The sequence below is a fragment of the Candidatus Binatia bacterium genome (assembly GCA_023150935.1).
Taxonomy (GTDB): Bacteria; Desulfobacterota; Binatia; order HRBIN30; family HRBIN30; genus JAKLJW01.
Genome location: JAKLJW010000047.1, coordinates 22,109 through 34,344, shown reverse-complemented (window position 1 = coordinate 34,344; position 12,236 = coordinate 22,109). Strand labels below are relative to the sequence as shown.

10 protein-coding genes and 1 pseudogene are annotated in these 12,236 nt (G+C 66.2%); all 11 read right to left on the bottom strand.

Annotated elements, in window-relative coordinates; all coding sequences use genetic code 11:
* Window positions 1-199: 199 nt before the first annotated feature.
* The 11 genes and pseudogenes from L6Q96_19895 to L6Q96_19845 all read right to left on the bottom strand — a co-directional run bounded on the left by L6Q96_19895 (window position 200) and on the right by L6Q96_19845 (window position 12,055).
* Window positions 200-505 carry a transcriptional regulator gene (locus L6Q96_19895; GenBank protein MCK6556815.1) on the bottom strand — a complete coding sequence of 102 codons (306 nt, stop codon included), beginning with the start codon at window positions 503-505 and terminating at the stop codon, window positions 200-202.
* Window positions 506-515: 10 nt separating this feature from the next.
* Entirely contained in the window at window positions 516-815 is a 300-nt protein-coding gene (locus tag L6Q96_19890; protein ID MCK6556814.1) for a type II toxin-antitoxin system RelE/ParE family toxin, read from the bottom strand.
* A gap of 230 nt (window positions 816-1,045) precedes the next feature.
* Complete coding sequence (locus L6Q96_19885) at window positions 1,046-1,456, bottom strand: hypothetical protein (GenBank protein ID MCK6556813.1); 411 nt, start codon at window positions 1,454-1,456, stop codon at window positions 1,046-1,048.
* A 5-nt stretch (window positions 1,457-1,461) separates the two neighbouring features.
* A complete protein-coding gene (locus tag L6Q96_19880) occupies window positions 1,462-2,721 on the bottom strand; it encodes a HEAT repeat domain-containing protein (protein MCK6556812.1) in 1,260 nt (419 codons plus the stop codon).
* Window positions 2,718-6,545 carry a CehA/McbA family metallohydrolase gene (locus L6Q96_19875; GenBank protein MCK6556811.1) on the bottom strand — a complete coding sequence of 1,276 codons (3,828 nt, stop codon included), beginning with the start codon at window positions 6,543-6,545 and terminating at the stop codon, window positions 2,718-2,720. Before L6Q96_19875 ends, L6Q96_19880 begins: the two co-directional genes overlap by 4 nt.
* A 178-nt stretch (window positions 6,546-6,723) precedes the next feature.
* Window positions 6,724-6,897, bottom strand: a pseudogene (locus L6Q96_19870) (PKD domain-containing protein).
* A gap of 293 nt (window positions 6,898-7,190) precedes the next feature.
* Window positions 7,191-7,658, bottom strand: a complete 468-nt coding sequence (locus L6Q96_19865) for a PKD domain-containing protein (GenBank protein ID MCK6556810.1) — start codon at window positions 7,656-7,658, stop codon at window positions 7,191-7,193.
* A gap of 59 nt (window positions 7,659-7,717) precedes the next feature.
* Window positions 7,718-8,350: a hypothetical protein gene (locus tag L6Q96_19860; GenBank protein MCK6556809.1), complete on the bottom strand. Its 633-nt coding sequence runs from the start codon at window positions 8,348-8,350 to the stop codon at window positions 7,718-7,720.
* A 102-nt stretch (window positions 8,351-8,452) separates the two neighbouring features.
* A complete protein-coding gene (locus L6Q96_19855; GenBank protein MCK6556808.1) occupies window positions 8,453-9,229 on the bottom strand; it encodes a hypothetical protein in 777 nt (258 codons plus the stop codon).
* A gap of 316 nt (window positions 9,230-9,545) precedes the next feature.
* Window positions 9,546-11,519 (bottom strand): hypothetical protein, encoded by a 1,974-nt coding sequence (locus tag L6Q96_19850; protein ID MCK6556807.1) that lies wholly within the window; start codon window positions 11,517-11,519, stop codon window positions 9,546-9,548.
* A gap of 41 nt (window positions 11,520-11,560) precedes the next feature.
* On the bottom strand, window positions 11,561-12,055 hold the full coding sequence (locus L6Q96_19845) for a hypothetical protein (protein ID MCK6556806.1): 495 nt from the start codon (window positions 12,053-12,055) through the stop codon (window positions 11,561-11,563).
* Between the last annotated feature and the right edge of the window lie 181 nt (window positions 12,056-12,236).

The window sequence follows — 12,236 nt, the reverse complement described above, 5'->3', positions numbered from 1 at the left end:
CGATCTCGTCACCGTCTTCCAGTTCAAGCTGGTGAAGCCGTAACCGAAACCCCAGGGCCCCCCTCCCCGCAACCGGGGAGGGGGGCCCTTCTTTCATCGCACCAAAAGAATCGACAAGCCCTCAGGCCCTCACGGCCCCGGGGCCACCCCTCTGCCCACGGCACCGGCACGGGCGCTCACGACGATACCCGCTCTCATATCATGCCGCCGTCCGCCGCAGCGCCCGAACGACGGCACCCGGTTCCTGCGCGATGACCGTGAGCAAAACTCGTGCGGGCCCCTCGGGTGTCCGTGTCCCCTGTTCCCAGTGCCGAACGGCATGGAGCGTAAAACCGAAGGTGTTGGCGAACTCCGCCTGGGTCATCTGCAAGCGTGCACGGATGCCCTTCACGTCAACCCTCGGCGCCACGAGAACACGGTGTTCACGGCGTCGGCCCGCCTTCCCCTGCGCGAACGCTAGTGCGTCCTGAAGTCCGAGTAAGATGCGATCCGCAGTCTTGGTCATGCTGCCTCCCTCATGGTCGGCGCCGGTTCCTGCCTGTGTAATGCTTGACAATCTCCGCAGCGATTCGTCGCATCGTCACGCGCTCCGCCGCGGTAATGTCGACCTTTTGGCTCTTCGCGTACGCCGTCAAAAGAAAAAGCGGAATGCGGGCACTGTGGAAGTAGTAGATGACCCGGACCCCACCTCGTTTTCCTCTGCCGCTTGCTGCCCACCGAACCTTCCGAAGTCCCCCCGTTCCCCGAATCAGATCCCCGACCGTCGGGTTCCGGGCAAGATAGTCGATCAACTCCTCGCGTTCGTCGTCCTGCAAACATCGAGCGGCGTCCTCGATAAACGGCTCAGTTTCCACGACCGTAACGTGCAAGAGATCGCGCACCCGACCTCACTATGCCAACGGCGCAGTAAGGTCAAACCACAAGAACACGCCCGCGCGCGGCACACCTCGGCTCTCCTGCCCGAAGTCCAATCTCGCCTCGCTACCGATACCGAACCCGATTTCCCCTCACGCCCCCAGACCCCCAAGACCCCCGTCACGCCGAACTAACGCGGACACAAATCCAGCGCGACTACGAACATCTCTGTCGATCCCGGGCGGCGCTCGGCAAGGATGGTCACCAACTGGTCGGGGCGTGCGGTGGCCAGCCGCCGCAGCACGTCGCGGCTGCCCTGCAATGCGTAGCGTTCCTGCGCCCTGACCGGCGTGGGGGTCGCGCGCTTGTCCTCCTCTGCGAATCCGAACACCTGCCAGTCGGTCGCGGCGAACTGATGTTCGCTGCCCAGCGCCTTCAACACGAGTTGCCGCCCGGCCCCGGCCACCGGTCCAGCGGTACGATACCCCTGCACGCGCACCAGTTCCCGTTCCGCCGTCCGCGGCGGGGGGTGCGCCTGCGCCGCCGCACCGGCAAGCGACACGGCTGCCGCCGCGGCAAGTAGTAATACTCGCGCCCGCATCGACATCAGTGCTTGTGGATCTCCGGGCCTTCCGTCAGCAGGTGACGAACGCTCTCGTCGGGATGGGTTTCGCGGATACGGACCACCAGCGGATCCTCTTGCGTGACACCCGACATGAGGAGCAGCAGCACGGCGTACTTCTGCGCGTCGGGAGGACCCTGGAAGGCCAATCGGGCGAAGCTCTCCGCGGCAGGGCGTCCACCGATCGTGTGGATGGCGCGACCCGCCGCCTGCCGCAGCGACGGCTCCGGGTCGGCGAAAGCCCGTTCGAGCGACGGCAGCGCCACGGGCAGCCGCAACGCGCCAAGCGCGTCGAGGGCGGCGATCCGCACCGTCCGATCGGGGTCGGTCAGGGCGATTCGCTCCGTCTGAGCGACTCCGGCCGCACCCATCCTCGCGGTCAAAGCCCGCACCGCCTCCGCCCGGATCGCCGGGTCGTCGCTCGTCAGTGCCGGCTTCAGATCGTCCTCTGACGGCGCCGCCCCGAGCCGCGTGCGTGCCTTCCAGACGGCACGCTGCACCTCCGGGTTCGGATCCGATAGCGCCTGCAACGCCGGCAGCAGCCGTGTCAGCCCGCCGTCGGCGATCGCATTGACCAGAGCGATCCGAATCCAAGCCGGCAGATCGGTGCGGCGCAGGGCGGCCTCTAAACGCACCTGCTCCTGCGGGGTGACGGTTTTCGACAGGTCGGCAATGCCCGACAGTCCGCGCACGCCGTCGGCGACCAACAAAGGGTGGCGCGCCGCTATCTCGTCGAAGACGAGGGCGCGCACTGCCGCCTGCCGTTGCGTGTCCGGAAGCGGCGTCCGGTTCGCAGCATCGATCCGGCCAACGATCGCCACCGCCTCGTCGATGTCTTCGGTCCGCGAGCTGGTCAGAACGCCGGCACGACCCGCGACTATCTCATAGTACGACCCTGCCGGGAGCGCGGCTTTCAAAGACGACGTTCGCGCCGCCGGGGCGAGAAACGCCACCGCGCGTTCCCCGGCGCGCAACAACTCCGCACTCGACGGCATGTCGTGCCGTTCGACCACCAGGACATCGGACCCGGGCGCGGTGTCGCCCTTGAAGACACGTTGCACACGCACACGCGCCACCGTGAAGCGGCCACTGTCGTATTCGGCGACGTCGGCCACCTCGCCGGCCACGACCAAACGCGCCCGCCCCAGCAGTTGCCCGATGCCCGGGTTCACGCCGGCGGCCAGCGCCGCCGTGGCGCTCGTGAGCGCGATGCCCACGAGCACCCGACCGAAACGTAACCTCACGGGTTGACCTGCACCCCCGGCGCCGTCCAACCCCCGCCGTTAACGTCGACGAACAGCGGATTCGTAAACGCCATCGCCGTCATCCCACACTGGCCCAGGTTGCCGTCGGTCAGCGCGCCCACCGTCTCGTTGCTGACGGTGCACGTGCCCGGGCTCGTGCAGTTCGCATCCGTCGTGCACGACTTGCACGGATTGTTGCTGCACGCCTTCGCCTTGATGTCGTTGGGTACGACCGGGAACAACGGCTTCGAAACGCCGTCGGTGCCGCGGACCAGCACGACCACCCAGATGTCGTCCGTCAGCCCGCTGAGGGTGAGGGTCGCCGTCGCCTCGAGGTGCGACGCCCCCGGGATCCCCGGGAAGTCGACAACAGTGCTGACGGTGAAGTCCGCAGGCGCCGTCCGCACGTAGTCCGGCGTGACGGAATAACTCGGCACGACGACCGGACCGACTCCGGATTCCTTGATCGACGTGCTCTTGGTTGTCGTCGAGTTGACGTAGTACTCGACGGTATCGAACTCCGCCCAAATCGGACTCTCGATCTCGACTTCGATCTCGACTTCGCCGTCGGTCGTGCTGATGGTCTTGCTCTCTCCGATGCCGAGGCCGCCGTCTTCGCCCGTCGAGTCGGCGTGCGTCCGCACGCGCACAATCGGTCCGTTCGTTCCGAACGTGCGCCCGGCGTTGATGTTGGTCGACACGTCCGCGGGCACGATGCTTCCCGGCGCGTCGGTCGACGACGCCACCATGTTGCGCGGCACACCGGCCTGCGTGATGACGCGCCGGTGCGTATCGGAGTTGGCCAGGCCGGTCTTGAGGATTCCCTGGTTGAGCATGTTGAACCAGTCGCCGATGTTGCGGCCGAGGAAGTTGCCGTAGACCTGGCCCCGGTCGTCGCCGATCCAGATTTCCAGCGCATCCGGTCGATCCGGCTCCGAAGGGAAGTAGTTGGTGATCGACGGGTCGAGACGGTGCGCCGTACCCGACACCGCCGACTGCGGCGGGGTCAAACCGGTGTCGATCGCATGACCGGAACCGCCGCTCAGGCCGAAGAACGAGTGAACGTGGTTGATCTGAACGGTAGTCGCCCCGTCGGCCCGAGCCGCGGCGATGATCTCCGCCGGCGACAGGCTGTAACTGCCGAGCGACGGGAAGTCCGTCCCTACCGGCTCGGCTCGACCGTGGTCGACGCCGCCGCCGTTGACCTTCGACGGGTCGATCGGCACCGGCCAGGCGTTGAAGTGCCCATAGTCGAAGGTCGTGATCTCGGCGCTGGTCGCCGTCTTGATCAGGCTCGTCGCCCCGAGCGCCGCGATCGTCGGCGGGAAATCGGCACGGAAATCGTGGTCGCTCGGGGTAAAGAAGTCCATACCTTCCGCCAGCATCGAGACCACCCGGTCCGCGCGCGTGATGTTGGAGTCGGGACTGTCGATCGAGTGCACGTGGAAATCGCCGCTCACGTAGCCGGTCGAGTCGGTCACTCGCGCCACCTCGGCGTTCACGGTCACGGTGCTGCTTGCGGTGACGGTAATGTCCTCCGGATACGCCGAGTACTCGGGACCGTGCGAGACGACGACGCGGTAGCTACCCGGTTCGATGGGCACCGGACCGATGGTGCCGGCGGGGCCGGCGAAGTGCGCCTGCGCGACGCCGTACGGCACGCCGTCCTTGACCAGATCGTTGAACACGCCGGTGGTGGTCACCAGCAGCCCTCCCATCAGCGATTGGGAGTTCTTCGGGTCCGGGCTCGGATCCAGCCCCACCACCGACACCTTGCCGGCAATGGCAGCGCTCGCTTCGTCGACGATGTTAACCTGCAACGCCCCGGTAGCCGGCAGGGCCATGTTCTGCGTCGTGGCAAGGTTGGCCACGATCGTCACGCTGTGCTGGGTCGGTGTCGATCCGCCGCCCTCGAATGGGTACCCCTCGAGGTTAGCCATCGCCGTGTAGGTGCCCGGCGGTAGAGTGAGCTCGTAATTGCCGGCCGCATCGGTCTGCGTGTGGGTCACCACGTTCTTCACGGTACTGCCACCGAACATGGGAGAAGGGCCTTCCGCGGGATTGCCGAGCACCGCGATCTGGGCGCCGGCGACCGGGCTCCCACCGGCGGTAACGTTGCCCTGCAACGTCCCGGTCTGCATGAAGTCGAGTTCGTTGCGGATATCCAGAAGTGCCGACACGGTACCGTCGGCAACAAGGAAGTGGCGCGTGAACGTCTTGCGATCGTAAGGGCCGCCCGCAGCCTCGATCGCGTGGGGCGCACCAGCAAGTCCGACCAGCGTAGCCAGCATCTCGCTACCGATTAGCGGCACGGTAACGCCCGCGTCGGTAAAGGTCGAAGTCCCCGGGTCGTCGTTGACGTAAGCGTACGAAACCCCGGCGGCGCCGGCGAAACCCGCGTAAGCAACGACGTTACACGGATTGGCGGCGGACGGCCAGCACCGCGTGGTCAGCATCGGTTCGCCGAACCCGTACGCCGGCTGGAACAGCGACACCTGGCCGGAGCCGCCGATAAACTCGCCGAAGAATATCTTTATCTGCGAGCCGCCAATGTTCTGGACCGTCGTCTCGACACGGACGTAGTTCCGTCCCGGCTTGAGGATGTAGTCGGTCTGGATCTCCACCGGCAGGTCGACGTCGTTTGCCGACGACGGAAAGACGTAGCCAAGCCCGGCCACCGTCGCGCTCGGGTTGAGGAAGTCGAGCAGGTCGTCGACGCCGGTGACCCGGACGACCGCGGGCTCGCCGTTGCTGCCGTCGTTGAGGACGGCGATCGTCGTGTAATGCGCGGTGCCCTCGATGTTGACGGAGGTCGACCACTCCTCGAAGCTGTCGCGATCCGGATCGAGCGGCACCCGCACGAGGTCCGCGTCGATGATCTGACCGCCGAACTGGCCGATGCTGAACAGGTTGCGCTGCGGGGCCTGAATGACCACGCGGATCTTATCGTTCTTCAGCAGGTAATCGCCGACGCGGCACCGGCTGAGCGGCCCGCCGACGCAGTCGGCCATATCGCCAATCGCCTGGGCCAGCGCCGTGCCGCCCGAGGCGGAGTCGCCGTACTCGACGAGGATCATCTCTTCGTCGCCGTCGCTGTGGCTGCGCAGCATGCATCTCGCGAGGGTGACCCCGGTGCTGGCCCCTGCGCACGGCACACCGAAACTCAACGTCGCCGGCAGCGAATTCGGCAAATCGGGGCACTTCTTGACGATCTTCGCCCGCAGCTTGGCGTAAACCACTGCCAGCGCCGGCCGATTCGCCGCCGCACAGTCGGTATTCGCCGGCAACGCACCACTGCCGATGTCGTCCTTGCACTTGCGCAGGAACTTGTGCTGCTTCGCCGCAAAGCTCAGCGCCGACTTCGCCGCGATCTTCTGACAGCCGAGCTGCTCCGAGTTGAGCACCACGGCGCTGCCGTAGGCGGTGTCGACAAGTTCTACCGCCTGGTCGCGGTGGCTATCGGCAAGGCAGGTTCCGAGCGCCGTCGCCGTCGTGGCGCCGTTGCACAGGCCGCCGAACGTGAGGGCAGACACGACCGGGTCCGGACACGATTTTTCGACCTTGTCCTTCAGACTGACCTCGTACTTGGCGATCTTCGCCGCCGCCCCCGCTTCGGTGAGGCAGTCGGTGATCAGCGGCAGCTTGCCCTTGGCCACGTCGTTCGAGCACTTCTGCAGCGTCGCCATAACTTTCTTCAGGAACGTTCCGGCGGCGTTGCCGACCTGCTTCTGGCACTTCTGCTGCTCTGGGGTTAACACCCCGGAAGCCGTCGACGCCAACACCACGAACGCAACGGCGGGAACGAAACGTACGAATCGCGACATGCGGAGCCTCCCCAGGAGGGCCCGCCGGCTAACGCGTCCCTGACCCACGCGCGCGCCCAAATACCCGCACACGGGTCGCCCCAGGACGCCGCCAGCTACGCGGCCCTGCCGACCTTCACTTACATGCTCTCTCGCAGGTACAGGGATGATTTGTCAACTAGATTCAGCAGCGAGCCGCCTACTCCACGTCGATTTGCGCTTCGTCGGTACCGATACGCCCGGCCGCGTCTTTCACCGTGAGCCGCGCCGTATACTGCCCCGCTTTGGCGTAGACGTGCTTCGGATTCTGTTCCCCGGATGGCGCGCTGCCGTCGCCGAAGTCCCACGTGTACGACGCCTGCTCGATCTCTTCGAGCGGGTCCGCGCTCAGTTGCACCGCCAGCGGCGCCTCCCCGAGGTCCGGGTCGGCGTCCGCCCACACCGCCAGCTCCTCGTCCGGGGCCCCCTCCGCAAGCGTGCCGGCGCCCTTGGCCCTCGGCACGCTTGCTTCGGGGGCCACGGCCCCCGGAGCCTTGGCGGCGGGGGCCACGGTGCCGCCAGTCTCCTCGCTCTTCGTACAACCGCCAGCAACGACGAGAAGGCCCAGCGCAAGGGCTGGGACGGCAAGCCGCACCAACTTAGGGTCGATCATTAAACGCGACTCCTCTACTGCCCGCCGGCCGCCGGCTCGGTAACCTGAATTTCCACGGTGTCCGAGTCGCTGTCGGCAACGTCCTGGACGACGACCTTCGCCACGTACTTGCCCGGCTTCACGTAAGTGTGTTTCGGGCGCCGCTGGTTCGACCGCGGACTCCCATCGCCGAAGTCCCACTCGAAAGTAGGATCCTTCAAGCGCATGAACGGGTCGCTGATCGAGAACTCCACGGTCAGAGGCGCCGGCCCGACGTCCGGCTCGCCGTCGCCGAAGATGACGACGATGTCCTCCTCGGAGGCATACTTCGGTCCGACGGTGCGCGTCGCAGCCGCGGCCCCCGCGGCCCCGGCCGTCGCCGTGCGAGGCGCGGGCGTCGGCTGCGAAACCGTAGCGGACGGCTGGCAGCCACCGCACCCGGCCACGAGAACCACCCCCGCCGCGACGCCGAAAATGACCGCTTTCCAACCCGTCGTTTTCACGTTCCGGCCTCCGGCCCCCGTTTCCCGACTACCGCGTTCTGTCCCCCCATCCGGCCGACCTAGCGCACCACGCAGTCCGCGACTTTCGCCTCGCCCCCGAGGATGGGCGCCAGTTTCTCCGCCGTGTCCTTCTCGTCGGGGGTCGCGACCCAGACGTCTCCCAGTACGTAGGCGAAGCCGGGAAATTCGTGCAGGCCGATCTCGCTCGTGCGTTTGCAGAGGAATTCGCGCTTCACCTCGACGAACGTGCGCGCCGCGGCCGCGTCGGCAAACACCTCGAACGTCAAGTCCTCGTTGCCGTCGGTGTCGCAGGAGGTAACCGCCGCCGGCACCGGCAGTCGTTCCCGGTATTCATCGTCGTACATCAAATACGGTGCGGGACCGTAATCGTCGCACCGCATCCCCGCCTTGCGAACCTTATCCGCAAGCCGATCCGCGACCGCCATGGCCGCGGCCTCCCAATCGGCGGGCGTCGCTTCGACTTTCGGCGCGGTCGCAGCGCTGCCGGCACCTCCGGTGACAGCAGCCCCACCGCTCTCCGGTTCCTTCGCACTGGCGACCGGGCCACTCTCCACAGCCGCCGAAGGCCCCGCCGTCGTCTCCTGTTTGCGCTCGCAAGCCAGAAGCCCAACGAGCGCCGTTACCATCAAGGCCGCCGCTCCGAACCTCGCCACGCAGTTGTCTTCTATCATGATACCTTCGCCGGATGCGGATTCCCCAAAACGAACGCCGGGGCGACCCACATGTACGTGGGTCGCCCCGGCGTTCACTTCCACTGTCAGGTACTCAGAAGATCACGCGCCCTGGCAGGTAGTGTTTCCTGCGTGGGGGTGCAGTCCACCGCAGCACTTGAACGGAACGCCAGCGGCCGTGCAGTCATCCTCGCCACCAACGTAGATTTCGAGGTAGCTGGAGGCGTCCGTCTTCAGGGTCAGCAGCTCCTCCGGAGCGGTGACGTACAACCCGCAGTTCGCGTAGTCCAGGTTGCAGGACAGCAGGTTCGCGTTCGCCGGATCCAGCGAGTCGATGAGGAGCTGGATGTTGATCTTCGCGCCGAGAGCCACGCCCTTGGTCATCACGCCGAGCGCCTGGGCCGAGAACGTAGCCGCATCGCCGGCGATACGGGTATACGCAGCACCCTTGGTAAGCTTGTTGCCGGCGCTGTCCGTCACGGTAACCTTGGCCGCCGTGCTCGCCGTGAAGGAGGTCGCGCTGCCGCCGAAGTTGCAGCTACCGTACGTCGAGCCCTTGAGCGCCACGCTCACCTTGCCGGTTCCGCCCAGCCCGGCAACCAGAGCAGTTCCGTCCACCTTACCGGCGGCCTTGCCCCATGAGGTCCACGTTGCGGCCGCTACCGGAGTGGAGCAGTTGTCGACCACTGTCGCGGGAATCTTGATCTTGTTGTACGCCTCGGCGCAGGCCAGCCCGGGGCTGAACTCCACCGTCGCCGGCGAACCGACGGTCGGGTTACAGGTGATCAGTGGGCCCGTGTAGGCGTGGGCAAGCGCCGGCGCCAACGCGACCGCTCCCGTTGCAACTGCACCAGCGAACATCTTTCGAACGTCCATCATTTTTCCTCTCCCTTTCTTGTTGCCATCTGGCTGTTGTACGAAAACTTCTTCCCTTCTGAACTTCCGGCTCCGCAAATCGAACTCACTCACTCCCCTGACTTACACCCCCCTTTCCCATGTCGCTGCCGGGGGACTGCGGCCTCGCAGCTTCATGTACTTACCCTCCGTCACGCTGCGGTGGAGCATCTCACACTCGCTCCGTCCCGATCAAGCGTCCCGACTGACTCCCTTATCACCCGGTCCTAATGCCTCTGTCAACCAAGAAATCACCCATTCGAGATTTTTTTTGCACCGGTCATGTGGCACGCGATTTCCGTCACTGCGGCTTCTCCAGCTTGAACTGGAACACGGTAACGAGATCTAGTGTTGTATCGATATCGAACGCCGCAAATCCGCCGGCCACCTGCAGGCCGCCGACGTCGCCCTGATCGAGCATCGCGCTGCACGAGGCGACCTCGCTGCCGTCGATCTCCGCGACGCACTGGATGTTTGTACAAGTCTCCTGTGGGGCGATCTTGTTATTCGCCGTGTTGTTGACGTCGTACACATACATCTTGCTCGTACCGCTCGACAGCAGCACGCCGACCGGAGAAGCCGGGTTAGCCTGATCGTCCGCGGTGCAGGCAAGTTTGTCTTCTCCCGGCGCAAGCGCTCCCTTGAGAACCACCAGGGCCAGGGGCATGGACACTCTTGCGTCTCCCGGCGCAAAGCTGCCGCTCAGCTCGACCTTCGTCGGGCTGTTGCAAACGCCCGGATGTTGAATGTTGGTCGCCGTGTTGCACTGCGCGCAACGTTTGACATCGGGATCGACCGGTGGGCAGTCGCTCTCCACCGAACACAGTTGGTCCTTGTTCGTGCCGCCGTTGCAGCGCGCGGCGCCTTCAACACAGGGCAGGCTCGGCGAGCCGTCCGGCAGCGTGTAGTTGTCGTCGCACTCCGGATCGTCGGGCAAGCCACTCGCCGAGCCGGAATTACCCGGGCTACCCGGCTTGATGTTGTGGTCACGGCGCAACGTGACGTCGACGCCCGCTTTGCCGCCGTTGCAGTCGATCACGCCGACTCCGTCGCTGCCGCCGGTGACACAGACCGTGCCGATCGAGCCGGCCGCGGCGGGCATCAGCACCAAGCTCTCTCTCGGAATCCTGACCGCGGCCTCCCCGGTAGTCGGGTCCGGGTCGCTAATTTCCATCGTCAGCCCCGGCAGCAGACAGGTCGATGCGTTACCGGTGCAAGTTCCCCCGGGGCAAGGATCGGCCTGACCGCTGCCGGGGGCTCCCTGACCGGGCAGGCAGGCGTCTCCGTCGCGATCACCGCCCACACACGAGCGGCAATCGCTGTCGTTCGTACAGCCGACGTCACCATTGTCGCCGTTGCGCGGCGTGCAGATGCCGCTGAGAGAGATGCGCGGCACGACGATAGCGTTCTTGTTCTGGACGACGGCACAGCTTCCCAGAAGCGGGCAGTTCCCCTTGCCTGCTGCCGTACAACAGGCGATCGGTTGACCGGCGCCCGTACAACGGGCGCTGGGCATACAGCCGTTGCACTGGCCTGGGCCAGTACAGGTCAGACCCTTGTAAGGCCCGCCGCTGCACTTCTTAGTGCCGCCGCAGGTACCACCGGTACCGCAATCGGCCGTGTTGCCGCAGACCTTACCCGGCGTCGGCCCGCTGCTACACGTGCCCTGACAGGACAACGGTCCCCCGCCGCCAGGAGCGATCCGCACTGGGACGACTCGGGTTCCCATCGTCGGCGTAATCGTCGCCGTCGGCGTCACCGTCGGCGGCAGTGGCGTCGCCGTCGCCGTCGGCGGCACCTCCGTCGCCGTTGCCGTCGGCGGCACCTGCGAAGGCGTCGAAGTCGGCGTGTTGGGCACGACGACGATTGTCGGCGTGGAAGTCGGCGTATTGACCACCACTCCGGTCGTCGGCGTCGCCGTCGGCCCGCTCGGCGGGCATCCGCCGGGGGCGTAGAGTATGAGGTTCTGAATCATCCTCGTCAGCTCGGCCGCGCTGACGCAGGAGTTGCCGTTGTAGTCTGCCGCGGCGCACGTCTTGTCCGTGCCGGGCACCTCGGGGCATCCACTTGCCGCACCGCCGATAAAGCCGCCGGAGCAAGGGCACTTGATCATCATGGTGATGACCTTCGTCACCTCCGCGGCGCCTACCGCCCCGTTGCCGTTGCAGTCGCCGGGACACTGAGGCTGGGCGCTTGCCGGGCGACTCCCCGCAACGATGCCGAATGTGGCGGCCACCAGCAGTGCTCCAATAATGGTTCGAACTCGTGTCGACATGGACTTCTCCCTCACCGGATTCGGATGCATACGCCTGACCGTCAGTCGATGGCGACGCGAGCCTCGACCGCGAACGACCGCTCGACGAGTTGCGCGTCGGACACTTCGCCCTCGGCCCGCACGGCGGCGGCACTCCCGGCCGCCCCGTCCTTGACGCCGAATCGGCACGCGAACACCTCGGCATCGGCCGGCAACGCTTCCAGCCCGCCGCTCACCACAGCCGCCACCAACCCCGCCGAGGGCTCTCCCCAGTTGAGGGTCTTCGCGCCACCGCCGGCAGTCCGCGCCGCGTCCGACAGAACGCAATCCGCGACCTGCAAGCGGTCGCGGTCGTAGCGCAGGTTGCCGACCAGCGTCACGACGCCCGCCGCCTCCGGCTGGGTCCGCAACGCCACGCTCGTCTCGCCGCCGGCCCGTGCCGCTCCTGTCTGCAACGCAAAACCGCCGCTACCCGCCGACACGCTGCTGCCGCCGCCGGAAGAGCTGCAACCGGCCGCGACACACGCCAGAGCACAGACCACAATCGTTCGCTTCATTAACGTCCCCTCGTTACTGCACGCTTACGGCACCGCCAGTGCCCGTAGCCGTTAACTCGTTTAACTCTGCATCCGACAGGCCCGCCTGGACGAACGTCAGCGCAGCAGTGCCCGTGGCACTCGCCGCGATCGTGAACGTACACTCGGCCACCGCGCCGTCGGGCATCACGCCCAGCCCACC

Coding starts and splice junctions, on each gene's coding strand:
- L6Q96_19895 (MCK6556815.1), bottom strand. CDS start 505: ATGACCAAGACTGCGGATCGCATCTTACTCGGACTTCAGGACGCACTA.
- L6Q96_19885 (MCK6556813.1), bottom strand. CDS start 1,456: ATGCGGGCGCGAGTATTACTACTTGCCGCGGCGGCAGCCGTGTCGCTT.
- L6Q96_19875 (MCK6556811.1), bottom strand. CDS start 6,545: ATGTCGCGATTCGTACGTTTCGTTCCCGCCGTTGCGTTCGTGGTGTTG.
- L6Q96_19860 (MCK6556809.1), bottom strand. CDS start 8,350: ATGATAGAAGACAACTGCGTGGCGAGGTTCGGAGCGGCGGCCTTGATG.
- L6Q96_19855 (MCK6556808.1), bottom strand. CDS start 9,229: ATGATGGACGTTCGAAAGATGTTCGCTGGTGCAGTTGCAACGGGAGCG.
- L6Q96_19850 (MCK6556807.1), bottom strand. CDS start 11,519: ATGTCGACACGAGTTCGAACCATTATTGGAGCACTGCTGGTGGCCGCC.
- L6Q96_19845 (MCK6556806.1), bottom strand. CDS start 12,055: ATGAAGCGAACGATTGTGGTCTGTGCTCTGGCGTGTGTCGCGGCCGGT.